This window comes from Caulobacter sp. GW821-FHT12D05 (genome assembly GCF_058807295.1).
Genome location: NZ_JBXAQO010000001.1, coordinates 47760 through 72492, shown reverse-complemented (window position 1 = coordinate 72492; position 24733 = coordinate 47760). Strand labels below are relative to the sequence as shown.

Sequence of the window (24733 nt, the reverse complement as noted above, 5' to 3'; positions counted from 1 at the left end):
AGCGCCGTGAAGCTGGGATTTTTCAGGCAGCAAATATTTGAAACAAATCGGGTTTGTGGAGTTGAGAGAACGGCGCTCCCTCAACTCCGGTTTAGCCCGGTCGATCAGCCCGTGTTGCGCAGGCCGGCCGCGATGCCGGCCACGGTCAGCTGGATGGCCAGGCGAAGCTCCTCGTCCTGGTCCCCTGCCCGGCGGCGCGACAACAGCTCCAGCTGCAGGTGGTTCAGCGGGTCGACCGAACGACCGGCCAGGGCCACCGACTCGGCCAGGTCCGGCTGGTTGTCGAGCAGGCTCGAACCACCACGGATGGCCAGGGCTAGGTTGGTGGCCGCGTCGTGCTCGCGCTGGATCGTGGCGAAGATCCGCTCGGCGTCGGCCTTGTCGGGCGACAGGGCCACGTAGCAGGCGGCGATGCCCATGTGGCTCTGGGCCAGGGCCAGCTCCATGTTGGACAGGAGGGACGCGAAGAAATCGAAGTTTCCGGCCAGATCGCGCAGTTGCTCGACCGACAGATTGGCCCGCTCGACGCCCGAGGCGAAGCCATACCAGCCCGGCAGCATGAAGCGGGCCTGTGACCAGCTGAACACCCACGGGATGGCCCGCAGGTCCTCGATCTTGCGGCTGGCGGTGCGGCTGGCGGGACGGCTGCCGATATTGAGGCCGACGATCTCGCTGATCGGGGTGACCGACCAGAAGAAGTCCTCGAAGGCCGGATCGTCATAGACCAGGGCGCGGAAGCCGTGGAACGAAGCCTCTGCCAGGGCGGTCATGGCGGCCTCGACCTTGGGGTCGGGCTGGTGGACCGGGCGGTCGCTGGAGATCAGCACGGCGGCGGCCAGGCCGTCCAGGTTGCGGCGGGCGGTGGGCTGGTCGCCGAAGCGGCGGGCGATCATCTCGCCCTGCTCGGTCATGCGGATGCGGCCCTGCACGGTGCCGGCCGGCTGGGCCAGCACGGCCTCGGCGGCGGGACCGCCCCCGCGACCGACGCTGCCGCCACGGCCGTGGAACAGCTGCAGGCCCACGCCCATGCGGTCGGCCTCGTACGCCAAGGCCGAGGCGCCGCGCGCCACACCGCGACGGGACGCGACATAGCCGCCGTCCTTATTGCTGTCGGAGTAGCCGAGCATGATTTCCTGCACCGGCCGGTCGCCCAGGATGGTCCGGGCCAGCGGCAGTTCCAGCCACTGGCGCAGCACGGCGGGGCCGTTCTCCAGGTCGCCGATGGTCTCGAACAGCGGGGCCACCTTGACCGAGGCGCGCGGCGCCGCGCCACCCCAGACCATGCCGACCTGCTTGAGCAGCACCAGCGGCTCGAGGATGTCCGACAGGGTCGCGGCCTTCGAAATGATGTACGCGCCGATGCAGCCGTGGCCGTAGTCGCGAACCGCCTGGGCGGCAGCCTCCATCGTCGCCAGCTCCTTGGTCGTCTCCTCGCCATAGGCGGTGAACGGCGAGACCAGGGGACGCTGGTGCGACAGCTCCTCGATCAGCAGCTTGCAACGGGCGTCCTCGTCCAGCTTCAGGTACTGGACGCCGGCCCCGGCGCGCTGGAACAGCTCGTCGACGGTGCGCTCGTGGACGTCGGCATTCTGGCGCAGGTCCAGGCTCATCAGGTGGAAGCCGCAGGCCTTGGCCACCTCGACCAGGGTGCGCAGGCTGGACCCGACCAGGCGCTCGCCGCCGTTGCGCTCCAGGCTGTCGATAATCACCGAAAGGTCGGCGACGAAGGCTTCCGGGTGGCCGTAGGGCTCGACGTCGGTCGCGCCATTGGCATAGGCGACGGGCTGGCCGGTCAGCTTCTGCGACACAGCCGTCAGGCGGTCGAAGATCAGCTCCAGCGCCAGGCGATACGGCTCGTCCAGGCGGTGCACCGACGGGTCGCGGGTCTGGGCGGCCAGGGCCAGCAGCTCTTCCGACACCGGCGTATAGGCGGTCGAGACGGCCAGGTTGGACCACAGCTTGCGCACCTCGCCGGCGTACCAGTCGAGGATCACGCGCGACTGGCTGGCGAAGGCCAGCTTCAGGGTCTCGCCATTGACGCCGGGGTGACCGTCGCGGTCGCCGCCCAGCCACGAGCCCATCTTCAGCAGCGGCGCCAGGTGGCCGTGCGAGCCGATCTTGGCGGTCCAGTCGCCGTACAGGTCGATGATCGCCGGCAGGATCGAGGTGCGGACGATCGACAGCGCGTTGCGGATCTCGTCCTTCACCGTGATCCGCTCGGGACGGTACAGGCGGGTCCGCCACATGAGGGCGATCTCGCGGAACAGGCCCTCGCGGATCTCGGCTTCCAGGTCCGGCGGCAGATGGTGGCGACGCAGGGCCATCAGGCGCGAGATCTCGGTCTCGCGATCGACCATGCTGCGGCGGCGAACTTCGGTCGGGTGAGCGGTCAGGACCGGCACGACGTTCATGGCCGCGAAGATCTTGGCCAGCTCCTCGTCGGTCTTGCCGCGACCTTTGAGGACCTCGACGGCGTCGATCAGGGTGCGGGGGCGCTCGTCGCCCGGCTGGGCGTCAGCCTCGGCGTGGCGACGGCGGCCGGCGACGTCCTCGCCGATATTGGCCAGCAGCGAGTGGCTGGCGAAAGCCCTGGCCAGGAACACGGCCTGGTCGGTCGACAGGTCGGCGAACAGGTGGTCCAGCACCGGCGCGTCGCCCGTCTCCTCGTCCTCACGCGACGCCGCCTTGCGCGCCTTGGCCACCAGGGCGGCGGCCTCCTCGCCTTCCAGATACGTGATCGCCTCGATGAGCAGGTCGCTCAGCAGATTGGCGTTCTGGCGGACGTGGCGGCTGGTCGGACGGTCGACGTCGATCGACAGGGCCGGGTTGCGCATGGGCGGACTCCAGGGACCGCCAAGGCGGCGATCCCGTACTGGAATGGATCTAGAAACGCGTCGGGCGCCGCAGCTGCTAACGCTGCGGCGCCCTCTAGCGCGGTTCATAGGGCGGGGAAAGCCGCCCGGCACGATGGTTGCGCTACCATCGTGCTTTTGAACGAATTTGTTTCGCTAGCGGGCCAGCCAGCCACCATCCACGGGCAGAGTAATCCCTTGGACGTAGTCCGCAGCCGACGAGGCCAGGAACACGGCAGCGCCGCCGATGTCCTCGGGCCGGCCCCAGCGGCCGGCCGGGATGCGGGCCAGGATCGAGGCGTTGCGGTCGGCGTCGGCGCGCAGGGCCTCGGTATTGTTGGTGTCGAAATAGCCGGGGGCGATGGCGTTGACGTTGATGCCCTTGGTCGCCCACTCGTTGGCCAGGATCTTGGTCAGACCGGCCAGGCCCGACTTGGCGGCCGTGTACGACGGAACGCGGATGCCGCCTTGGAACGACAGCAGCGAGGCGATGTTGATCACCTTGCCGCCGCCCTGCTTCAGGGCCTGCTTGGCGAAGGCCTGGGTCAGGAAGAAGACGACCTTCAGGTTGGTGTCCATCACCGCGTCCCAGTCGGCTTCCGAGAACTCGATCGAGTCGGCGCGACGGATGATGCCGGCGTTGTTGACCAGGATGTCGACCTTGCCGAACGCGGCGACGGTCTCGTCGACCACGCGCTGGACAGGCTCGGTCGAACCGAAGTCGGCCTTGATCGACAGGAACTTGCGGCCCAGGGCCTCGACGGCGGCTTGGGTTTCGGTCGGTTCGCTGCGGCCCGCGGCGGCGATGTCCGCGCCGGCTTGGGCGAGCGCGATGGCGATGCCCTGGCCAATGCCGGTGTTGGCGCCGGTGACGAGCGCGACCTTGCCTTCGAGGCTGAACGGATTGGCCATGTCGAGTTCCTGTCTGAGAATGCTGTCATCCCGGCGAAAGCCGGGACCGCCACGCACTGGAGCGGTCCCGGGTCTACGCTGCGCTTCGCCCGGGATGACAGGTCGGAGCGCGGTGGCCTAAGGCCCCTACTTCAGCTGGCAGATGTCCAGCACGTTCATGTCGGTGTAGTCGAGGTTCTCGCCGCCCATCGCCCAGATAAAGGTGTAGTTGGCGGTGCCCGAACCCATGTGGATCGACCACGGCGGGCTCATCACGGCTTCCTCGTTGGCGATCACGATGTGACGCATCTCGTCCGGCTCGCCCATGTAGTGGAACACGCGGTCGTTCTCGCCCAGGCCGAAGTAGAAATAGGCTTCCGAACGACGGTCGTGCAGGTGGGGCGGCATGGTGTTCCAGACGCTGCCCGGCTTCAGCACGGTCATGCCCAGCAGCAGCTGAGCCGACTTGCAGGTGGTCGGGACGATGTACTGGTAGATCGTGCGCTCGTTGCTGGTTTCCAGCGCGCCGCGCTCCAGGGCGACGGCGTCGGCGAAGGCCAGCTTCTTGGTTTCGAACGCGGCGTGGGCCGGCAGGCTGACCAGGTAGAAGCGCGCGGCTTCGCCGTTCAGGCCTTCGAACACGACGTCCTTGGCGCCCATGGTGACGTACAGGCCGTCACGCGGAACGATCTCGTAGACGACGCCGTCGACGGTGATCTTGCCGGTGGTGTCGCCGACATTGATCACGCCCAGCTCGCGGCGCTCCAGGAACGGGTGGCCGGCGGCCGAGGCAGGCTCGGTCTGGTCGGGCAGCTTGATGGCCGAGGTGGCCACCACGCCGCCGACGACGAAGCGCTCAGCGTGGTTGTAGGTCAGGACGATCTGGCCGTCCTGGAACAGGCCCTGCATCAGGTAGCGATCGCGCAGGTCGTCATTGCTGACCGCGAACATCATGTCCGGATGGGTGGCGTGGTAGGTCTTGGCGAACATCGGGAAGTCTCCGGAAGGGTGTTCTTATTCGGCGGCTGCGCGCAGCGCCGTCGTGGGACGAGCCCAGTCGGGACGCTGGTCGAGCTTGTAGGCCTTCTTAGGCAGGTTGTACGTCAGATCGACGATCAACTCCTCGGCCTCGACCAGGTCCATCCGATGCTCGGCGACCATGCGGGCGAGGAAGCTCGAGTCGACACGACGGGCCACATCGTGGCGGGCCGGGATCGACAGGAAGGCGCGGGTGTCGTCGTTGAAGCCGACGGTGTTGTAGAAGCCGGCGGTTTCCGTGACCTGCTCGCGGAAGCGCATCATGCCTTCCGGGCTGTCGTGGAACCACCAGGACGGACCCAGCTTCAGCACCGGATAGTGGCCGGCCAGCGGGGCCAGTTCGCGGCTGTAGACGGTCTCGTCCAGGGTGAACAGGATCACCGACAGGCGCGGATCGTTGCCCAGGCGGGTCAGCAGCGGCTTCAGCGCCGAGACGTATTCGGTGCGCATCGGGATGTCGGCGCCCTTGTCGCGACCGTGGGTCTCGAGCAGGCCGACATTGTGGTTGCGGTGCGAGCCGGGGTGGATCTGCATGACCAGACCGTCGTCCAGGCTCATCTTGGCCATTTCGGTCAGCATCTGGGCGCGGAACAGCTCGGCCTTCTCAGGCGTGACGTTCCCTTTCACCAGGTCGGCGAACAGGGCCTCGGCCTCGACGTCCGACAGGTCGGCGGTGGCGGCGGTCGGGTGGCCGTGGTCGCTGGACGTGGCGCCGGCCTCGATGAAGGCCTGGCGGCGCAGACGGTGCGCTTCTAGGTAGGACTTCCAGCTGTAGACGTCCTTGCCGGACACGTCGGCGAAGCGTTCGAAAGCGCGCGGGCTGCGCTCATCTTCGAAATCGATGACCGCGTCGGGACGGTAGGCGGTGATGACGTGGCCGCCCCACCCGCTCTCGCGGATGGCCTGGTGGTGCTTGAGCACCTCATGCGGGCCTTCGGTCGTCGCCAGGGTCTCGATGTTGAAACGATCGAACAGGGCGCGCGGGCGGAAGGCGTCCGAGGCCAGGGCCTCGTTGATGCGGTCGAAATAGTCGTCGGCGTTCGACGCTTCGAGGAACTCGGTGAAGCCGAACACCTTGCTGAACACGTGGTTCAGCCAGATCCACGACGGCGTGCCGCGGAAGAGGTGGAAGTTGCTCGCGAACAGCTTCCAGGCCGCGCGCGGATCGGTGTCCGGCACGCCGGCCTTCGAACGCACCTTCAGGGCGTCCAGGCTGACGCCCTGGCTGTAGAGCATGCGGTACAGATAGTGGTCCGGGGCCAGCAGCAGGTCGGTGGCGTCCTGGAACGGCTCGTTGGTCGCGAACCACGACGGATCGGTGTGACCGTGCGGGCTGATGATCGGCAGGTCCTTGACCAGGCCGTACAGGCCCCGCGCGTACGAACGCGTCGTGGCGTCCGACGGGAAAAGCCGATCTTCGTGGAAATTCAGAGGCCTGGGCATGGCGACGCGTCTGCTCCCTTTATGACCGGCGGCTTCACGGGTGGCCGCTGCTGCGGCCCGCTTGGTAACCGGTGTCATGATCCGATGCAACCCGATCGGGTCGCGAATACTCTAGCTGGGAACCGGTCCCGAGGACTCACGGACCACCAGGCTCGGTTCGGTCTTGGTCGCGTCGCGCGGTTCGCGCCGCTCGACACCAATCAGCTTTTCGGCGGCCATCTTACCGATCTCGCGGGTCGGCGTATGCACCGTGGTCAGCGGCGGCCAGACGGCCTGGGCGATCTGGAAGTCGTCGAAGCCGACGACGGTCAGGTCGGCGGGCACCGTCAGGCCGGCCTTGCGCGCCGACTGCAAGACGCCGGCGGCCATTTCGTCATTGCCGCAGAAGATGGCGGTCGGACGCGGCGTGCGCGCCAGCAGCTCGTCGCCACAGGCCACACCGGACTCGAAGGTATAGGCGCCCTGGACGATGTCCTTGGGATCCAGCTTCAGGCCCGCTTCGGCCAGGCCGTCCTCGAAGCCCCCTCGCCGCTCGTGCGACGAGCGGAAGGTGTCGGGGCCGGAGATGAAGGCGATGGTCTTGTGGCCCAGCTCAAGAATGTGACGCGCCGCCTGGGCGCCGCCCATGCGGTCGTGGCCGACGATCATGTGCTCGGGCTTGTCCAGCTCGACCGAGGCGATGCGGATGTACGAGCAGCCGATCTCGTTCAGCAGCTTGGCGACCCGTTCGTCTTCCGACACCGACGGCGGCAGCACCACGCCGTACAGCTTCTGACGCTCCACGAACGAGCGGATGTCGGTCAGGAAGGTCGGGCTGGCGCGGTTACAGGGGTGGACGACCAGCTCGAAGCCCGAACCGCGCATGCCGTCCAGCAGACCCAGCTGCATGTTCACGACGTACTGGGGGTTCGGGTTGTCGTAGATCATGCCGATCAGGAACGAGCGGCGGAACGCCAGGCCTCGGGCCTGCGGGTCGGGGGCATAGCCCCACTCGGCGATCACCGCCTCGATCCGCTCGCGTGTCTCGTCGCGGACGAACGGCGACTGGTTGATCACGCGGGAGACAGTCTTCTTCGATACCCCCGCCAATCTCGCGATGTCATTGATCGTGGCGCGGCGGCGACCGCCCTCCACGCTCTCACTATCTTCGGCCGGGGGCGACAAAGGCGTCTTCGAAGAGTTCACGGCGTTTCCAGCAGCCTAAGTCATTTTCTTTTGTCATACTCTAGCGGCGTAAGCATCGCCAACCTAGGTCGAAACGTCTGCTTGCGACCCGGCTGACACCGGTTACCATGTCATTGAATGTGCAAATCGACGACACTCCTTCTGGCGACGACGATCCAAGATGACTGAAACGACCCTGGCCCAGCGCGAATCGATCCACCCGGTGGACCCCCGTGATCACGTGGCGACCGCCCTGCGCGACCTCGTCGCCGGCGAGACCCTGGACCTGCACGGCCAGGCCATCACGGTGCGCGCCGACATCCCTAAGGGCCACAAGATCGCTATCCAGGCTGCCAGCGCTGGCAGCGACGTCCTGAAGTACGGCTGGCCGATCGGCCGGGCGGTCGTCAACATCGCCGTGGGCGACCATGTCCACGTCCATAACGTCCACACCCGCCTGGAAGGCGTCGAGGGCTACAGCTTCGCCCCGACCGCGCCGGAGCCGCATCTCGAGCCCCTGCCCCGCACCTTCGACGGCTATCGCCGCAAGAACGGGCGGGCCGGCACACGCAACGAGATCTGGGTGCTGTGCACCGTGGGCTGCGTGGCCAACACCGCCCGCCGCATCGCCGAGAAGGCCAACCAGCGCTTCGCCGGCCGCGTCGACGGCGTCTTCGCCTTTCCCCACCCGTTCGGCTGCTCGCAGCTGGGCGACGACCTGTCCCACACTCGCAAGCTGATCGCCGCCCTGGCCAGCCACCCCAACGCCGGCGGCGTGCTGCTGCTGGGCCTGGGCTGCGAGAACAACCAGCTGAAGGCCCTGCTGGACAGCGCGCCGGAGATCGACCGCGATCGTCTGCGCAGCTTCACCACCCAGATGGTCGAGGACGAGCTGGAAGACGGCCTGGCCGCCGTCGAGGCGCTGGTCGAACTGGCCGAGCAGGACAAGCGCGAGCCGATCCCGGTCTCGGAACTGGTCGTGGGCCTCAAGTGCGGCGGCTCGGACGGCTTCTCGGGCGTCACGGCCAATCCGCTGGTCGGTCGCATCGCCGACAAGGTCGCCGACGCCGGCGGCACGCCGGTGCTGACCGAGATCCCCGAGGTCTTCGGGGCCGAGAACGTGCTGCTGCAACGCGCCGCCAGCCGCGAGATCTTCGACCAGGCCGTGGCGGTGATCGACGACTTCAAGCGCTACTTCATCGATAACAACCAGCCGATCTACGAGAACCCATCGCCCGGCAACATCGCCGGCGGCATCACCACGCTGGAGGAGAAGTCCCTGGGCGCGGTGCAGAAGGGCGGCCGGGCCCAGCTGGTCGAAGTGCTGCGCTACGGCGAGAAGGTCGGCCCGCACGGCCTGACCTTCCTGGAAGCGCCGGGCAACGACGCGGTGTCGTCGACGGCCCTGACGGCGGCCGGCGCCACGGTGATCCTGTTCACCACGGGCCGCGGCACGCCGCTGGGCTTCCCTGCCCCGACCCTGAAGATCGCCTCCAACTCGGGCCTGGCCCAGCGCAAGCCGGGCTGGATCGACTTCGACGCCGGCCAGGTGCTGGAGGGCGTCTCGATGGACGACGCCGCCGACCGTCTGATGGACCTGGTGGTCGACACCGCCTCGGGCAAGGCCACCAAGGCCGAGCTGAACGGCGAGCGCGAGATCGCCATCTGGAAGTCCGGCGTCACGCTCTAAGCTACTTAGGCTCAGCGATCTCCTTCAGGCTCATCCGCTTGTAGATCTCGACCAGGGCCCTGCCCTCCTCGGGACCGACCGAGATCGCCAGCCGCACGGCCGCCTCGCCCATCTCCCAGATGAAGAAGGCGTTGCGGTCGATCACCTCGGCGGCGACGCCGGGATGCACCTTCCGCATGGCGTCGGCCAGCAGCGCGCCCTGCACGCGGCTCTCGGCCAGTTGCAGGTCGGCCAAGTGCTTGTCGGCCTGGGTGCCCGACCAGATGTCACGCATCACCGGCTCGGCCATGACGACGTCCAAATAGATATCGACCAGCCCGTCGAAGGCCTTCAGCAGGCTGGGCAGGTCGGTCACCTCCTCCAGCACCTGCGCGATGCATTCCCGACACTGGGTCGCGTAGCGCTCGAACAGGCTGCGGATCAGGGCGCTCTTGTCGGGGAAATATTGGTACAGCGACCCGATCGAGATCCCGGCCAGGGCCGCCACCTCGCTCATCTTCACCTGATCGCTGCCCGTCTTCGAGATCAGCTCGCAGGCGACGGACTGGATGCGCTCCAGCCGCTCGCGGCTGCGCGCCTGGCTGGGCGTGCGACGGGCGGCGGTGGGATCGGCTTCGGACATGAAAACACCAGGAGGGGTATTGACGGCAAAAATATGAGGATTTATCACTTTTCTCGAATACGAGACTTCCTCACATTAACAGGAGATACCCCCATGGCAACCACCACCGCTCCGATCCTCGTCCTGGGCGCCACCGGCAAGACCGGCGCCCGCGTCCTGCAACGCCTGCAGAGCCAAGGCCACGCCGTCCGCCCCGGCTCGCGCCAGGCAGAAATCCCGTTCGACTGGGAGAACGACGCCACCTGGCCGGCGGCCGTGGCCGGGGTTGAGACGGTCTATCTGACCTACCAGCCCGACATCGCCGCGCCGGGCGCCCTGCCGATCGTCAAGCGTTTCTACGTCGAGGCCGCCAAGGCTGGCGTGCGCAAAATCGTGCTGCTGTCGGGCCGCGGCGAGCCCGAGTGCATCGAAGCCGAAGACACCCTGCAGGCCAGCGGCCTGGACTGGACCATCGTCCGCGCCAGCTGGTTCCAGCAGAACTTCAGCGAGGCCTTCTTCCTGGATCCGATCCGCGAAGGCACGCTGGTGCTGCCCCACGGCCTGGCCCCCGAGCCGTTCGTCGACGTCGACGACATCGCCGACATCGTCGCCCTGGCCCTGGTCGACCCTGGCCACAACGGCAAGCTCTATGAAGTGACCGGACCGCAGGCTCTGAGTTTCGGTGAAGCCGCCGACATGATCGGCCGCGCCACCGGACGCGAGATCACCCTGGTCACCGTGCCGATGGAAGCCTATCGCCAGGGGCTGGCCGAAGTCATGCCGCCCGAACTGGTCGAGCTGATCGTCTACCTGTTCTCCACCGTGCTGGACGGCCGCAACATCCCCCTGGCCCATGGCGTCGAACAAGCCCTGTGCCGCCCGCCGGGCAGCTTCCAGGACTATGTCGCCCGCACCGCCGCGACCGGGGTCTGGAACTGAAGCCGACCGGTCAGGCCAATCCTGTTGCCACCGGTGGCACACTGCCGCAAATAAGGGTTCCGTTAGGAGAGTCTCCCGCGTGGGGACTCTCCTTCCCGACCCGATTTCGAACCCAGGCGTGCTCCCTTGACGGCTACCTCCGCGACCTCCTCCGCCCTGCGTCTGAGCCCGACCAGCTATCCGGGCGCCGTCCCCGGCACGGTTCTGCCGACCTATGACCGCGACAAGGTCGAGATCGGCGTCGTCCACTTCGGCCCCGGCGCCTTTCACCGCGCCCACCAGGCCTTCTATTTCGATCAGCTGCTGGCCAAGGACCCGCGCTGGGGAATCTGCGCTGTCTCGCTGAAGAGCCCCGGCGTCCGTGACGCCCTGGTCCCGCAGGACGGCCTATACACCCTGGCCCAGCTGGACGCCGAGACCACCTTCCGCGTCATCGGCGCGATCCGCGAGGTGCTGGTCGCCCCCGAGGATCCGCCGTCGGTCTTCGCCCGCCTGGCCGCCCCCTCGACCCGCATCGTCACCCTGACCGTCACCGAGAAGGGCTACACCTTGTCGGCCGAAGGCGGGCTGGACGAGAAGCACCCCGACATTGTCCACGACCTGGCCAATCCGCGCGAACCCAAGAGCGCCGTCGGCTACATCGTCGAGGGCCTGCGCCGCCGCTTCGCCGCCGGTCTGGCTCCCTACGCCGTCGTGGCCTGTGACAACCTCGCCGACAACGGCTGGCGCCTGAAGGCGGCCGTGGTGGCCTTCGCCGGCAAGGTCGACGCGGATCTGGCCGCCTGGATCGACGCCAATGGCAGCTTCCCGCGCACCATGGTCGACAGCATCACGCCGGCCACCGACGACGCCCTGCGCGCCCGCGTCCAGGCCGCCACCGGCCTGGAAGACGCCTGGCCGATCCAGCGCGAGGCCTTCACCCAGTGGGTGGTCGAGGACGTGCTGCCGAGCGACGCCCCCGACTTGGCCAGCGTCGGCGTCATCCTGACTGACGACGTACGCGGCTTCGAGCGCGCCAAGCTGCGCCTGCTGAACGGGGTGCACTCGACCCTGGCCTATGTCGGCATCCTGCGCGGCCACGAGACGGTGTTCGAGGCCGTCAGCGACCCGGTGCTGGAGACCCTGGCCCGCGAAATGATGGCCAAGGACATCATCCCGACGCTCACCGCGCCGCGCGGCCTGGACCTGGCCGAATACGCCGAGGCCATCCTGGCCCGCTTCCGCAATCCCGAGATCCGCCACCTGCTGGCCCAGATCGCCTGGGACGGCACCCAAAAGCTGCCCTTCCGCATCCTGGGCACCCTGACCGAGACCCTGGACGCTGGTCGCTCGATCGAGCGCCTGGCGATCCCGCTGGCGGCCTGGATGCGTTTCGTCGCCCTGCGCGCCAAGACCGGCGAGGCCATCACTGACCCGCTGCACGACAAGCTGACCGAGATCGGCGTCGGCGTCACCGGCGACGCCAAGACCGACGTCGCGGCCTTCCTGGCGCTAGACAGCGTGTTCCCGGCGGCTCTGACCTCGAACCCGACGTTCGTCGCTGCGGTCGAGAAGGCCTACACGGACCTCGCCTAGCGGGTCACACCCTTAGCGGTCAGCACCGGCACGACGGTGCTGACCAGGATCTCCAGGTCGAACAGGAACGAGCGCCGGGCCAGGTATTCGGCGTCCAGCGCCACCTTGTCCGGAATGGCCAGTTCGTCGCGGCCGTTGATCTGCGCCCAGCCAGTCACGCCAGGGCGCAATACGTCGACGCCGGCGGCCTGACGCGCCGCGATCAGGTCGTCCTGATTGAACAGCGCCGGGCGCGGCCCGACTAGGCTCATGTGGCCGACCAACACGCTCCACAGCTGTGGCAGCTCGTCGAGGCTCAGCTTGCGCATCAGCGGCCCGACCGGCGTCAGCCATTGGTCGGGGTTGTCCAGCAGGTGCGTGGCGACCTCGGGCGTGTCGATCCGCATAGTGCGGAACTTCGGCATCGGAAAGAGCGCCGAGCCCTTCCCCACCCGCTGCGACCAGTAGAGCCCCGGCCCCGGCGAGGTCAGGCGCACCAGACCCCACAGCACGACGAGCGGCAGGGCCAGCACGATCAAGCCGATCGCCGCCGCCGTGAAATCGAAAAGGCGTTTCACCTAGCGTAGGTCGCCGCTGGCCGCGTCGAGCAGCAGATAGGCCCGACCCGCGTCCGACGACAGCAGCGCCGCCAGCAGGAAGCCCTCACGATCCTGACCGGCGGCTTCGTCGATCATACCGGCATAGCGCGTCAGGAAACGCTCGGTATTGCTCTTCAGCGTCGAGTCCGAGAACAGGCGGCGAACCAGACGGCGGATGGCGGCGGGCGCCAGGCGCTTGACCACCTCGCGGGCGCCGACGGCGTCGCGGGTCTGCAGGGCGGCGGCGATCTCGTCGATGCGGCCGCGCGGCAACAGGGCGTGCGGATCGATGCCCATGGCGGTGATTTCGGCAGCCAGCTTCTCGCCCAGGCCGCTATCGCCCGGCGTGCTGTTCTCGATGCCGGCCAGCAGGTTGCGCCAGCTCCAGCCGCCGTCGCCGTCCGGCTCGGGCGCGGACTGGGCGGCCTGCTTGCGCGTGGAGGCCTGCTCGAACACCGAGCGGAACTCTTCGTCGGTGGCCGTCGGCGTCAGGCGTAGGCGGCGGCGATCGGCCGGCGGCTCGTCCTCATCCTCGAACTCGATCATCGGCAGAGGATCAGTCGGCGGCGGCGGCGGCGGCGCGGCCGTGCGGGTCCGGACAGGCGGCGCGGTCGCCGACGCAGCGCGGGCAGCCATGGTCGAGGCGCTGGACGCGGTGACGGCCCCAGCCGCCTCGCTGAGCATCTCGTAGTTACGGCGCACGCGCTCCTGGAAGGCCTGGTCGATCGCGGCCGTCTCCTCGGCGGTGCGACGGATGGCGTTCATCAGGTGCTCGACGCCCTGCTCGATCGAGACGCGGACCTCGCCGGCCTTGTGCAGCGCCTCGGCCGGCAGTTCGGCGGTGCGCTTGCCGATCTCGGCCAGCATGGCTTCCAGCTCGTCCAGCGTGCCGCGCGCGGCCTGGACGGAGTCGGCCAGCTTCTGCGAGGTGCGGGCCCCGGCCTGCTCCACCATCTGGGCCGAGTGCTCGATGATGTCGCGCGCCTCTTCCATGCGGGATTCGAAGACGGCGTCGGCCTTCTGGCCGGCGGCGAAGGCGATCTCGTTCAGCTGGTCGACGCGGCTGCGCGCGGCCTCGACGCGGGCCTCGACGCTCTCGCCGGCCTTGAGCGCAGCCTCAGCCATGGCTTCCATGGCGGCCTTGAGCTCGTCTTCCAGCAGGGTGCGCTGCTGCTCGGCCGCGTCGCCGATCGTCTCCAGCGTCTTCTTGGCGTTGTCGGCGAAGGCCTCGCGCTGGGCCGTGGCGCTCTCGCCCATCTCGCGGAACTGGTCCGACGCCGCGCTGATCAGGCCGCGCAGGATCTCCGCGCCCATGGCGGCGGTGTCCGACAGCTCGGTGGCGCCGACGCGGGTATAGGCGACGAACTCGGTGAGCTGGGCGGTGCGGGTCTCGGCCTCGGCGGCGAAGTCTTCCTGTTCCGAACGCAGGGACTGGCTGATCTCGACCAGGGCGGCGCGTTGGGCGGCCAGGCTCTTCTCGACGGTGGCGACCTGGTCGCCGACGCCGGTGCCGGCGGTTTCCAGGCGGGCGATCTGACGCGACAGGTCCTCGGCCCCGACGCGAGCGGCGTCCGAGGCCTCGGCGGCGGCGGCGGCCAGGTCGGCGGCCCGGGCGGCCAGGGCGGCCTCGGCTTCGCGCAGCTGGGTCTCGGCCAGGTCGGAGGCCTCGGCCACCATGCGGGCCTGGCTGCCGATGGCGTCGACGACCGCCGTGGAGCGGGCGTCCAGCGACTGCGACAGGGTCTCCATCGCCGTACGTTCGTGGCTCAGGCCCTGGGCCAGTTGGTTGGCCATCTTGGCCGACTCGCCGGCGGCCTCGGCCAGGCGGGCGGTCTCTTCGGCCAGCGCTTGGCGCAGCGAGATGATGTGTTCGCGCGCCCGTTCGGCGGCATTGGCGGCGTTCTCGACGCCCTGGCGCATGGCCTCGGCCGCGCTGGACGCGCCGACAGAGGCCAGAGCGGCCGGAGTGATGATGCGATCGGTCAGGGTGCGGGTGCGCTTCAGCTCGTCGGCGATGCCGGTGGCCTGACGCAGCAGATAGGCGCCCAGCAGGGTCAGCAGGGCCGGCCCGATGGCCAGGCCCGCGAACACCATCAGCGCGAAGCCCTCGACCTTGAAGGCCGGCACGCCACGGGCGAAACCGAATGCGAAGGCGATCGGGGCCAGGGCCCACAGGGCCGCGATGGCGGTGGCGATCGTCCAGAACAGCACGCCCGACATGCGGCGCGGCGCGGGCTCGGCGGTCAGCGGCGTGGGCGTTTCGGACACCGGTCCGCGCAGGTCCACGTCACGCTTCTCGGTCTTGGCCGGCGCGGACGACGCGCTCTCAACGACCGGCGCGGGCGGTTGGACGCCGAAGGCCAGCGAGGTGGCCGGCTTGAGTTCAGGCTCGGCGAAGCTGGTCACCGGGTCGGGCGCTTGCTCGCGGCGACGGCGCGAGCGCACGGCCGACGGCGGCGGAACGGCGAGATCGTCGTGCAGGGTCTCTTGCAGGCTCAAGGGCTCGGCGGTCGGAATGTCCGCCTCGGGCTCGGCAAACGACGTCGTTTCAGGAAGCTCAGGAGGGAGCTCGGGCGCGATCTTGGTCTCCTCGGGAGGAACTTCCGTCGGCGTCGCGGAGAAATCGAGCGGTTGGCGCTTCTTAGGCTTCATACACAGCCAGGGTCCCAGAGCGTCGGAGGGGGGCGCAGAGACAACCTTCGCGCGCCGAACCCCTCATTCGCGTGTCACATGAACCTAACGGCGAAACGCCCTGACGGAAAGCAACTTTGCTTGTGTTTGCAGGGGTTGCGGCGTCTGGAAGCGCCTTCAGGCGTCGCGCGACGGGCCCGCGGGGGCGCTGACGGCGATCGGCAGCGGCTTGACCAGGTCTCGCGGCGAGCGGGCGACGGTCTTGTGCTGGGCCTGGCTCTTGGCGTGCGGACACGCCTGTTCGACCGCCATGCCGAACTGGCACAGCGCGAACGACGACAGCCAAACGATCGCCACGGCCAACATTTCGGTCAGGAAGCCCATTGCCCCACCTATCGAAACCGATAGCGCCGTTATGCGAGACTCGACAGACGATCGCGAGTGAACTTTTGGTCATGAAAGCACAAGCTTACGAGGTGTGGCGCCAAGCCAACTGACAGCGCCCCCAGATTTCCGGCGGTTGTCCCCGGAGACGGTCGGGCCTAGGTCCCAGCCTACATTCGGCGCCCTGCTCGACGAGCGGGACCCGGACATTTTCCCTTTGCGGATCTTCGCCTTGGCCCTTACCCAATTCGCACCCGCCGCGTACCCGACGGAACCGATGACGACCCAGATCTCGCCGGCCCGTCTCACGCACCTCCAGCGCCTGGAGGCCGAGAGCATCCACATCCTGCGGGAAGTGGCGGCCGAGTGCGAACGTCCGGTCATGCTGTATTCGATCGGCAAGGACAGCGCGGTGATGCTGCACCTGGCCGCCAAGGCGTTCTATCCCAGCAAGCCGCCCTTCCCGCTGCTGCACGTCGACACGACCTGGAAGTTCCGGGACATGTACGCCCTGCGCGACAAGGTGGCGTCCGAGCTGGGCTTCGACCTGATCGTCCACAAGAACCCCGACGCCGAGGCGCGCGGCATCAATCCGTTCGACCACGGCAGCGCCCTGCACACCGACCTCTGGAAGACCGAAGGCCTGAAGCAGGCCCTCTCGAAGTACGGCTTCGACGCGGCCTTCGGCGGCGCCCGTCGCGACGAGGAAAAGAGCCGGGCCAAGGAACGGGTCTTCTCGTTCCGCTCGTCCGAGCACCGCTGGGACCCGAAGAACCAACGTCCGGAGCTGTGGAACCTCTACAACACCCGCAAGCATCCGGGTGAGAGCCTGCGCGTCTTCCCGATCTCCAATTGGACCGAGTTGGACATCTGGCAGTACATCCACCTGGAGAACATCCCGATCGTGCCGCTGTACTTCGCGGCCGAGCGGCCGGTGGTCGAGCGCGATGGCGCGCTGATCATGGTCGACGACGATCGTTTCCGCCTGCGTCCGGGCGAGGTTCCGCAGACCAAGAGCGTGCGCTTCCGCACCCTGGGCTGCTACCCGCTGACGGGCGCGGTCGAGAGCGAGGCCACCACCCTGCCCCAGGTCATCCAGGAGATGCTGCTGACCACCACGTCGGAGCGACAGGGCCGGGTCATCGACCATGACCAGTCCGCCTCGATGGAGAAGAAGAAGCAGGAAGGTTACTTCTGATGGCGCACCAGTCCGCCCTGATCGCCCAGGATATCGAAGCCTATCTGCACCAGCACCAGCACAAGTCGCTGCTGCGCTTCATCACCTGCGGCAGCGTCGACGACGGCAAGTCCACCCTGATCGGTCGCCTGCTGTACGACAGCAAGATGATCTTCGAGGACCAGCTGGCGGCCCTCGAAGCCGACAGCAAGAAGGTCGGCACCCAGGGCGGCGCGATCGACTTCGCCCTGCTGGTCGACGGCCTGGCCGCCGAGCGCGAGCAAGGCATCACCATCGATGTCGCCTATCGCTTTTTCTCGACCGAGAAGCGCAAGTTCATCGTCGCCGACACGCCCGGCCACGAGCAGTACACCCGCAACATGGTCACCGGCGCCTCGACCGCCGACGCGGCCGTGATCCTGATCGACGCGCGCAAGGGCGTGCTGGCCCAGACGCGCCGTCACAGCTATCTCGTGTCCCTGCTCGGCATCCGCCACGTGGTGCTGGCGGTGAACAAGATGGACCTGGTCGGCTGGGACCAGGGCGTCTTTGACGCCATCGTCGCCGACTACCGCGCCTTCGCCGACCAGATCGGCCTGACAGTGTTCACGCCCATCCCGATCTCGGGGCTGGGCGGCGACAACATGGCCGTCCGCAGCGAGCACACGCCGTGGTTCGACGGCCCGATCCTGATGGACTGGCTGGAAGGCGTCGAGGTCGAGGACGACCTGCAGGCCAAGCCCTTCCGCATGCCGGTGCAGTGGGTCAATCGCCCGAACCTGGACTTCCGGGGTTTCTCGGGCCTGGTCGCCTCGGGGACCATCAAGCCGGGCGACCGTATCCGCGCCCTGCCCTCCGGCCGCGAAAGCCGCGTGGCCCGCATCGTCACCCTGCCGGGCGATCTGGACCAGGCCGTCGCCGGCCAGTCGGTGACCCTGACCCTTGAAGACGAGATCGATATCTCGCGCGGCGACGTCATCGCCTCGGCCGACGCGCCCGCCCCGGTCGCCAACCAGTTCGAGGCCACCGTCGTCTGGATGGACGACGAGCCCCTGCCCCCGGGCCGCACCTATCTCTTGAAGCTGGGCGCCCGCACGGTCAGCGCCAGCGTCACCGACATCAAGCACCGCGTGAACGTCAACACGCTGGAGCACACGGCCGCCAAGCGGCTGGAGCTGAACGAAATCGGGGTTTGCAACCTCTCGCTCGACCAGGCCATCCCGTTCGAGGCCTATGCCGACAACCGCCAGATGGGCGGCTTCATCCTGGTCGATCGCCTGTCCAACCGCACGGTTGGCGCTGGCATGCTGAACTTCGCCCTGCGCCGGGCCGACAACATCCACTGGCAGCACACCGACGTGACGAAGTCGTCGCGTTCGGCGCTGAAGAGCCAGCGCGGCCAGGTCGTCTGGCTGACGGGCCTGTCGGGCGCGGGTAAGTCGACCATCGCCAACCTGGTCGAAAAGCGCCTGCACGCCCTGGGCCGCCACACCTATCTGCTGGACGGCGACAACGTCCGCCACGGCCTCAACAAGGACCTCGGCTTCACCGAGGAGGACCGCGTCGAGAACATCCGCCGGGTGGCCGAGGTCGCCAAGCTGATGGTCGACGCCGGCCTGATCGTGCTGACGGCCTTCATCTCGCCGTTCCGGGCCGAGCGCCAACTGGCGCGCGACCTGCTGGACCAGGGCGAGTTCATCGAGGTCTTCGTCGACACGCCCCTGGCCGTGGCCGAGGCCCGCGACGTGAAGGGCCTCTACAAGAAGGCCCGCTCCGGCCAGCTGAAGAACTTCACCGGGGTCGACAGTCCGTACGAGGCGCCGGAAGCTCCGGAACTGCGGATCGACACGACCGCGATCGATCCGGTGGAGGCGGCCGAAAAGATCGTCGCCTGGCTGGAAGGCCAGGAGATCGACTACACGATCTGATGTCTGGAGCGGCGCGATAGCAGTATCGCGCCGCCAAGGCCCAGCAGGGCCATGAAGGCGGTGGCCAGGTAGCCTTTCGCGCCCAGAGCGTCGAACAGCGGGCCAGACGCCAGGGTCGCGATGCCCAGCGTGAAACCCGAGGACAGCGCCGAATTGATCGCCTGGGCGGGCGACGCGGCGGCCGGCGGGGCCAGCTTCTCGATCAGCCGCAGCGAGGCGAGGAAGCTGGCGGCGAAGGTCATGGCGTGCAGCATCTGCAGCGGGAATAGCGCCCACAACGGCGGCTCGAAGGCGTAGCAGGTCCAGCGCAGCACGGCGGCGCTCGCCCCCAGGATCAGGAACCGCTCCGGACCCCAGCGGCGGCGCAGCGGCTCCAGGAACCACATGAAGCCGACTTCGGCCGCGACGCCCACGCCCCACAGGATGCCGATCATCGGCTCGCTGATCCCCTGCTTGCGCCAGAGGATGGCCGAGAAGCCGTAGTAGAAGGCGTGCGCGCCCTGGATCAGGCCGGCCGTGACCACCGCCAGCACGAAGGTGCGGTTGGAGAGCAGATCGCTCAGCCCCTTCCAGCGTTCCGAACGGTCGGGCTTGGCGCCCTCGGCGTGAACCCGCTCGGGCGGCACCGCCAAAGCGGCCGCCACGGCGCCAATCAGGCAGGCCGCGGCGATCCAGATGGCGATGATGGTCGGCGCGGCGAAGGTCAGGATCGCGCCCATCGCCAGGTTGGCGGCGATGAAGGCGGACGAACCCGTGCCCCGCGGAATGCCGTAGTTGAAGTTCTCGAGCCGCGCCCGGCGCAGGGTGATCACGTCGATCAGCGGCGAGACGGTCGACAGCAGGGTCTGGCCGATGAACCACGCCAGGATGAACCACCACAGGTTCGGCGCGAGCAGCAGGCCTGCATAACCCAGCCCCGCCCCGACCAGCAGCAGGATCATCGGCGTGCGCCGCAGGGTGAAGCCGTCCGCCCACACCGCCAGCGAGGCGCCGGTGAAGGGTTTCAGCAACAGCGGCACGGCCAGGATCAGGCCGATCTCACCACCGCTCATGCCGCGCGAGCGCAGGTAGGTGCCGATATACGGCAGGCTGACGCCCGAGCTCAGATAGATCGCGGCGTAGAACAGGCAGAGGCGGACAAGCGTCGGGAGCCCTCGCTCTTCCGACTTGTCCGCCCCCGGGATCACGTTACTCGGCGCCGCCGAAGCGGGCCGTCCATTCGGCGATCTGCTCGTCCTCGATCTTCTTGAACAGCACGTCCGGCACGGTCACCTTCGTCCCCACCGCCAGCTTGTCCAACTCGGCCTTGGCGTCGTTCGAAGGCCACTGGGCCGGGAATTCCAGGCCGAAGGCGTCGCCGATCGTCTCGGCCGCAAACGGGATGAACGGGGCCGAGAGCTTGGCGTACAAAGCGACCAGGTTCAGGGCCGTGCGGACGATGACGGCGGCCCGATCACGATCGGTCTTGATCGCGGTCCACGGCGCGGCCTCCTGCAGGTACTCGTTGCCGACCACCCACAGAGCCCGCAGCGCCTGGGCGCTCTTGCGGATCTCGATGGCGTCCATCTGTTCGGAGAGGTCGGCCAGACGCGCCGAGACGTCGGCGAACAGCTTCTCTTCCAGCGGGCCGGGCTCGCCGCCCTCGGGCACGACGCCCTCGAACTTGCTCTCGTTGAACTTCAGGATGCGGTTGACGAAGTTGCCCAGCACGTCGGCCAGGTCGCGGTTCACGGCGCTGGCGAACTGCTCCCAGGTGAAGGCGGTGTCGCTGCTCTCGGGCGAATTGGCCGTCAGGTACCAGCGCCACAGGTCGGGGGGCAGGATCTCCAGGGCCGCGTCCATGAACACGCCGCGCTTGGACGAGGTCGAGAACTTGCCGCCGTACCAGTTCAGCCAGTTGAAGGCCTTGAGCATGTCGACGCTCTTCCACGGCTCTTCCGAGCCGAGGATGGTCGCCGGGAAGCTGACCGTGTGGAACGCCACATTGTCCTTGCCCATGAACTGGACGTATCGGACGTCTTCCGCGCCCTCGTCGGTGCGCCACCAGCGCTTCCAGTCACGGTCGGGTGAGCCCTCGGCCCACTCTTGCGTGGCCGCGATGTACTCGATCGGGGCGTCGAACCAGACGTAGAAGACCTTGTCCTCGAAGCCCGGGCGCGGCACGCCGTCCTTGGCCACCGGGATGCCCCAGGCCAGGTCGCGGGTGATGCCGCGATCGATCAGCCCCTCGTCCAGGTGCTTGTAGGCGATCGAGCGGGCCAGCTGCGGCCAGTCGCCGTGGCTGTCGACCCAGGCGCGGATCTTGTCCTGCATCTTGGTCTGCAGCAGGTACAGGTGACGGGTGTCGCGCACCTCGATGTTCCGCGAGCCCGAGATCACCGAGTACGGATCCTTCAGGTCGGTCGGGTCCAGCAGGTTGCCGCAGTTGTCGCACTGGTCGCCGCGCGCCTTCTCGAAGCCGCAGTGCGGGCAGGTCCCCTCGACATAGCGGTCCGGCAGGAAGCGCTTGTCGTCGACCGAATAGACCATCTGGTCGACGCGTTCCTCGATCAGGCCGTGGTCTTCCAGGGCCTGGCAGAAGTGCTGGGTCAGGCGATGGTTCTGCGGCGAGGACGAGCGGCCGAAATGGTCCCACGACAGGCCGAAGGCGCGGCCGACATCGTGCTGGAGGATGTGCTGCTCGGCGCAGTAGGTGGCGACGTCCTGGTTCGCGGCGGCGGCGGCCAGCTCGGCGGGCGTGCCGTGCTCGTCGGTAGCGCAGATGTACAACGTCTCGTGACCCTGGGCCCGCTTGAAACGCGCATAGACGTCCGCCGGCAGCATCGACCCCGCCAAGTTGCCCAGGTGCTTGATGCCGTTGATGTACGGCAGAGCCGAGGTGATCAGGATGCGAGCCATGCGGGCGCGGCCTTTCGGGGAGTCACGGGGAGTGCAGAAGCGTCCGCATATAGAAGGGTCGGGCCCACGGAACAACAGAAGCCGTCATCCCGCGCTTTATGCGCGGGACCCATGGTTCAACTTCCACGTGAGAGCGTGAGCCCGCATTGCGCTTGCGGCGGACAAATGGATCCCGCGCATAAAGCGCGGGATGACGTTCGTTGGGCTACAGCGGAATGTTGTCGTGCTTCTTCCAGGGGTTGGACAGTTCTTTCCCCTTCAGGCTCTTCAGCCCCCGCACGATCCGCCGCCGCGTGCCGTGCGGCATGATCACGTCGTCCACATAGCCCCGCTGCGCCGCCACGAACGGGTTGGCGAAGCGGTCCTTGTACTCGGCCTCGCGCACGGCAAGCACCTCGGGGTCCTTGGCCTCCTGGCGGAAGATGATCTCCACCGCCCCCTTGGCGCCCATCACCGCGATCTCGGCGGTCGGCCAGGCGTAGTTCAGGTCGCCGCGCAGGTGCTTGGAGCTCATCACGTCATAGGCGCCGCCATAGGCCTTGCGGGTGATGACCGTGATCTTCGGCACCGTGGCCTCGGCATAGGCGAACAAGAGCTTGGCGCCGTGCTTGATCAGGCCGCCGTACTCCTGCTTGGTCCCCGGCATGAAGCCCGGGACGTCGACCAGGGTGATGATCGGGATGTTGAAGGCGTCGCAGAAGCGCACGAAGCGGGCCGCTTTCCGCGAGCTGTCGATGTCCAGCACCCCGGCCAGCACCTGCGGCTGGTTGGCGACGATGCCGACCGTTTCGCCATCCATGCGGGCGAAGCCGCAGACGATGTTCTTGGCCCACTCGCTGCTGATCTCGAAGAAGTCGGCCTCGTCGACCATCTTCAGGATCAGTTCCTTGATGTCATAGGGTTTGGTCGGATCGGCCGGGACCAGGGTGTCCAGGCTCATCTCCTCGCGATAGGGCTCGTCGAAGCTCTCCCGCTCGGGGGCCGGCTCCCGGTTGGACGACGGCAGGAAGTCGACCAGGCGGCGCACCTGGGTCAGGGCCTCCAGGTCGTTCTCGAACGCGCCTTCGGCCACGCCCGACTTGGCGGCGTGGACGCGGGCTCCGCCCAGTTCCTCGGCGGTGACGACCTCGTTGGTGACGGTCTTCACGACGTCCGGGCCGGTCACGAACATGTAGCTCGTGTCCTTGACCATGAAGATGAAGTCGGTGATCGCCGGCGAATAGACGTCGCCGCCGGCGCAGGGGCCCATGATCACGCTGATCTGCGGGATGACGCCGCTGGCCAGGGTGTTTTCGAGGAAGATGTCGGCATAGCCGGCCAGGCTGTCGACGCCTTCCTGGATGCGGGCGCCGCCGGCGTCAAACAGGCCGATGATCGGCGCGCCGACCTTCATGGCCTGGCGCTGGACCTTGATGATCTTCTGGGCGTGGGCGTTCGACAGGCTGCCGCCGAACACCGTGAAATCCTTGGAGAAGACGTAGATGACCTTGCCGTTGATCGTGCCCCAGCCGGTAACGACGCCGTCGCCGGGGATCTTCTGGTTTTCCATGCCAAAGTCGGCGCAGCGGTGCTCGACGAACATGTCGAACTCTTCGAACGAGCCCTCGTCCAGCAGCAGGTCGATGCGCTCGCGGGCGGTCAGCTTGCCCTTGGCGTGCTGGGCGGCGACGCGCGCCTCGCCACCGCCGGCCTTGGCCTGCTCGCGACGACGGTCGAGTTCCTCGAGAATGTGCTGCACGCGCGTACTCCCCTGCCCGGATAGTTATGCTGGCGGTTCGCCCACCTTAGGCAGCCAGCCCTAGCGACGCCAGAAGGCGCAGGCAAGGCGGACCTTGCGGCAGCGCAGCACGGGGCAGATTAGTTCGCCAGTTAGTTCGTACGGGGACCGAACAGGATGATCCCCGCCCCGACCAGGCAGACCGCCCCGCCGATCAGGTCCCAGCGATCGGGTCGGGCGTTCTCGACGAAGCGCATCCAGGCGATCGAGGCGATGATGTAGACGCCGCCATAGGCCGCGAACGCGCGACCCGCGATGCTGGCGTCGATCCGCGTCAGCAGCAAGGCGAAGACGATCAGCGACAGCGTCCCCGCTCCGGCCCACCACGGCGTCTTGCCCAGCCGCAGCCAGGCCCAGAAGGCGAAGCACCCGCCGATTTCGGCCAGCGCCGCCAAGGCGTAGACGGCGCCGGTCTTGAGCATCAGCGCAGCGCCGCGAACCAGCGGTCGATCATGTCGGCCTCGACGGCCAGGAACTCAGCGCGGGCGGTGGCCTCGGCGTCCTGGCCCCACTGCTCGGCCTGGAACACCTCTTCCAGCCGCGACAGGTCCAGCGCCTTGCGGCCCGTCAGGCGGCCAGCGCGCACGGCCAGGGCCAGCACGGTCGAGCCGAACAGGCCCGAGGCGAAGGCCACGCCCGCCAGGGCGAAGTCGTCCAGCGTCAGGGCCAAGGCCTCGACGGCGGCCAGGGTGGCCGGCGGCTGCGGCTGGTGGATGATCCCGGCCACGGGCGTGAAGACGAAACCGAACTCGGCCTTGGCCCAGTCCAGGATCGCGCCCCACTCCCGGTCCTGGCGCTCGACCAGGGGCGTGGGATGTTCGGCGCGGTAGCACAGGTGATCGGAAGACGCGTAGGCGGTGATCTCGCGGGCCACCTCGGCGCGGGTCTCGGCGATGCGATCGATGGCCGTGAAGGCCAGGCGCGTGGCCGGCATCAGGCTGTTGTCGATATATTCGACCTGGGCTTCCCACTCGGCGGCGATCGTGTCGGCCAACAGCTTGGTCGGTGCGACCAGCGGCTTGCGAGCCGGCGACTTGGGCGTGCGGCCGTCCAGCTGGATCGCGAAGCCGCCCTCGACCGGGGCCGCGGCGGCGGCCTTGTAGAAGCGCTTGGGTTTCAGCAGCAGCTCGGACTTGTCGGACACAGGCGATCTCATTTTTCGGGCCG

The 24733-nt window shown here is 67.9% G+C and carries 18 protein-coding genes and 1 pseudogene; 5 read left to right on the top strand and 14 right to left on the bottom strand.

Going from position 1 to position 24733, the window contains the following annotated elements:
• Positions 1–104: 104 nt before the first annotated feature.
• From ppc to AC1RRR_RS00395, 5 genes are all read right to left on the bottom strand, one after another.
• The gene (gene ppc, locus AC1RRR_RS00415) at positions 105–2834 is read right to left on the bottom strand and encodes a phosphoenolpyruvate carboxylase (RefSeq protein ID WP_492809616.1); all 2730 of its coding nucleotides are present in this window, start codon (positions 2832–2834) and stop codon (positions 105–107) included.
• A gap of 174 nt (positions 2835–3008) precedes the next feature.
• A complete protein-coding gene (gene kduD, locus AC1RRR_RS00410) occupies positions 3009–3764 on the bottom strand; it encodes a 2-dehydro-3-deoxy-D-gluconate 5-dehydrogenase KduD (protein ID WP_492809614.1) in 756 nt (251 codons plus the stop codon).
• A 126-nt stretch (positions 3765–3890) separates the two neighbouring features.
• Positions 3891–4733 (bottom strand): 5-dehydro-4-deoxy-D-glucuronate isomerase, encoded by an 843-nt coding sequence (gene kduI / locus AC1RRR_RS00405; protein ID WP_492809613.1) that lies wholly within the window; start codon positions 4731–4733, stop codon positions 3891–3893.
• A 24-nt stretch (positions 4734–4757) separates the two neighbouring features.
• On the bottom strand, positions 4758–6224 hold the full coding sequence (gene uxaC / locus AC1RRR_RS00400) for a glucuronate isomerase (protein WP_492809611.1): 1467 nt from the start codon (positions 6222–6224) through the stop codon (positions 4758–4760).
• 111 nt (positions 6225–6335) lie between these two features.
• A complete protein-coding gene (locus AC1RRR_RS00395) occupies positions 6336–7409 on the bottom strand; it encodes a LacI family DNA-binding transcriptional regulator (protein WP_492809609.1) in 1074 nt (357 codons plus the stop codon).
• Between the two features lie 160 nt (positions 7410–7569).
• Here AC1RRR_RS00395 and AC1RRR_RS00390 point away from each other — a divergent pair, with 160 nt between their 5' ends.
• A complete protein-coding gene (locus AC1RRR_RS00390) occupies positions 7570–9078 on the top strand; it encodes a UxaA family hydrolase (protein ID WP_492809608.1) in 1509 nt (502 codons plus the stop codon).
• A gap of 1 nt (position 9079) precedes the next feature.
• Here the strand turns inward: AC1RRR_RS00390 and AC1RRR_RS00385 are convergent, their stop codons facing one another.
• Positions 9080–9700 (bottom strand): TetR/AcrR family transcriptional regulator, encoded by a 621-nt coding sequence (locus AC1RRR_RS00385; protein ID WP_492809607.1) that lies wholly within the window; start codon positions 9698–9700, stop codon positions 9080–9082.
• A gap of 93 nt (positions 9701–9793) precedes the next feature.
• On the opposite strand from AC1RRR_RS00385, the gene AC1RRR_RS00380 reads away from it, so the two are divergent.
• Positions 9794–10618, top strand: coding sequence for an NmrA family NAD(P)-binding protein (locus AC1RRR_RS00380; protein ID WP_492809605.1), 825 nt, complete (start codon positions 9794–9796; stop codon positions 10616–10618).
• A 126-nt stretch (positions 10619–10744) separates the two neighbouring features.
• Positions 10745–12193, top strand: a complete 1449-nt coding sequence (locus AC1RRR_RS00375) for a mannitol dehydrogenase family protein (RefSeq protein WP_492809604.1) — start codon at positions 10745–10747, stop codon at positions 12191–12193.
• Here the strand turns inward: AC1RRR_RS00375 and AC1RRR_RS00370 are convergent.
• From AC1RRR_RS00370 to AC1RRR_RS00360, 3 genes and pseudogenes are all read right to left on the bottom strand, one after another.
• Positions 12190–12750 carry a sugar transferase gene (locus AC1RRR_RS00370; protein WP_492809602.1) on the bottom strand — a complete coding sequence of 187 codons (561 nt, stop codon included), beginning with the start codon at positions 12748–12750 and terminating at the stop codon, positions 12190–12192. The two genes, AC1RRR_RS00375 and AC1RRR_RS00370, sit on opposite strands and share 4 nt — an antisense overlap.
• The gene (locus AC1RRR_RS00365; RefSeq protein ID WP_492809601.1) at positions 12751–15423 is read right to left on the bottom strand and encodes a polar localization protein TipN; all 2673 of its coding nucleotides are present in this window, start codon (positions 15421–15423) and stop codon (positions 12751–12753) included.
• A gap of 287 nt (positions 15424–15710) precedes the next feature.
• Positions 15711–15798 (bottom strand): annotated as a pseudogene (locus AC1RRR_RS00360) (hypothetical protein); the annotation flags it as partial.
• A gap of 220 nt (positions 15799–16018) precedes the next feature.
• On the opposite strand from AC1RRR_RS00360, the gene cysD reads away from it, so the two are divergent.
• Complete coding sequence (gene cysD, locus AC1RRR_RS00355; protein ID WP_492809599.1) at positions 16019–16984, top strand: sulfate adenylyltransferase subunit CysD; 966 nt, start codon at positions 16019–16021, stop codon at positions 16982–16984.
• Entirely contained in the window at positions 16984–18891 is a 1908-nt protein-coding gene (gene cysN, locus AC1RRR_RS00350) for a sulfate adenylyltransferase subunit CysN (RefSeq protein WP_492809597.1), read from the top strand. The genes cysD and cysN overlap by 1 nt, the downstream gene beginning before the upstream one ends.
• Here the strand turns inward: cysN and AC1RRR_RS00345 are convergent.
• From AC1RRR_RS00345 to AC1RRR_RS00325, 5 genes are all read right to left on the bottom strand, one after another.
• Entirely contained in the window at positions 18879–20078 is a 1200-nt protein-coding gene (locus tag AC1RRR_RS00345) for an MFS transporter (protein ID WP_492809596.1), read from the bottom strand. The genes cysN and AC1RRR_RS00345 overlap by 13 nt on opposite strands.
• 1 nt (position 20079) lies before the next feature.
• Complete coding sequence (gene metG, locus AC1RRR_RS00340) at positions 20080–21789, bottom strand: methionine--tRNA ligase (protein WP_492809594.1); 1710 nt, start codon at positions 21787–21789, stop codon at positions 20080–20082.
• A gap of 205 nt (positions 21790–21994) precedes the next feature.
• The gene (locus tag AC1RRR_RS00335) at positions 21995–23527 is read right to left on the bottom strand and encodes an acyl-CoA carboxylase subunit beta (RefSeq protein WP_492809592.1); all 1533 of its coding nucleotides are present in this window, start codon (positions 23525–23527) and stop codon (positions 21995–21997) included.
• A gap of 131 nt (positions 23528–23658) precedes the next feature.
• The gene (locus AC1RRR_RS00330) at positions 23659–23988 is read right to left on the bottom strand and encodes a YnfA family protein (protein ID WP_492809590.1); all 330 of its coding nucleotides are present in this window, start codon (positions 23986–23988) and stop codon (positions 23659–23661) included.
• Positions 23988–24710: an ATP12 family chaperone protein gene (locus AC1RRR_RS00325; RefSeq protein WP_492809588.1), complete on the bottom strand. Its 723-nt coding sequence runs from the start codon at positions 24708–24710 to the stop codon at positions 23988–23990. Before AC1RRR_RS00325 ends, AC1RRR_RS00330 begins: the two co-directional genes overlap by 1 nt.
• Positions 24711–24733: the final 23 nt, after the last annotated feature.

Excerpts from the sequence above, each read along its gene's own strand:
- ppc (WP_492809616.1), bottom strand. The coding sequence starts at position 2,834 with ATGCGCAACCCGGCCCTGTCGATCGACGTCGACCGTCCGACCAGCCGC.
- cysN (WP_492809597.1), top strand. The coding sequence starts at position 16,984 with ATGGCGCACCAGTCCGCCCTGATCGCCCAGGATATCGAAGCCTATCTG.
- AC1RRR_RS00365 (WP_492809601.1), bottom strand. The coding sequence starts at position 15,423 with ATGAAGCCTAAGAAGCGCCAACCGCTCGATTTCTCCGCGACGCCGACG.
- kduD (WP_492809614.1), bottom strand. The coding sequence starts at position 3,764 with ATGGCCAATCCGTTCAGCCTCGAAGGCAAGGTCGCGCTCGTCACCGGC.
- kduI (WP_492809613.1), bottom strand. The coding sequence starts at position 4,733 with ATGTTCGCCAAGACCTACCACGCCACCCATCCGGACATGATGTTCGCG.
- uxaC (WP_492809611.1), bottom strand. The coding sequence starts at position 6,224 with ATGCCCAGGCCTCTGAATTTCCACGAAGATCGGCTTTTCCCGTCGGAC.
- AC1RRR_RS00380 (WP_492809605.1), top strand. The coding sequence starts at position 9,794 with ATGGCAACCACCACCGCTCCGATCCTCGTCCTGGGCGCCACCGGCAAG.
- AC1RRR_RS00385 (WP_492809607.1), bottom strand. The coding sequence starts at position 9,700 with ATGTCCGAAGCCGATCCCACCGCCGCCCGTCGCACGCCCAGCCAGGCG.
- AC1RRR_RS00390 (WP_492809608.1), top strand. The coding sequence starts at position 7,570 with ATGACTGAAACGACCCTGGCCCAGCGCGAATCGATCCACCCGGTGGAC.
- AC1RRR_RS00330 (WP_492809590.1), bottom strand. The coding sequence starts at position 23,988 with ATGCTCAAGACCGGCGCCGTCTACGCCTTGGCGGCGCTGGCCGAAATC.
- metG (WP_492809594.1), bottom strand. The coding sequence starts at position 21,789 with ATGGCTCGCATCCTGATCACCTCGGCTCTGCCGTACATCAACGGCATC.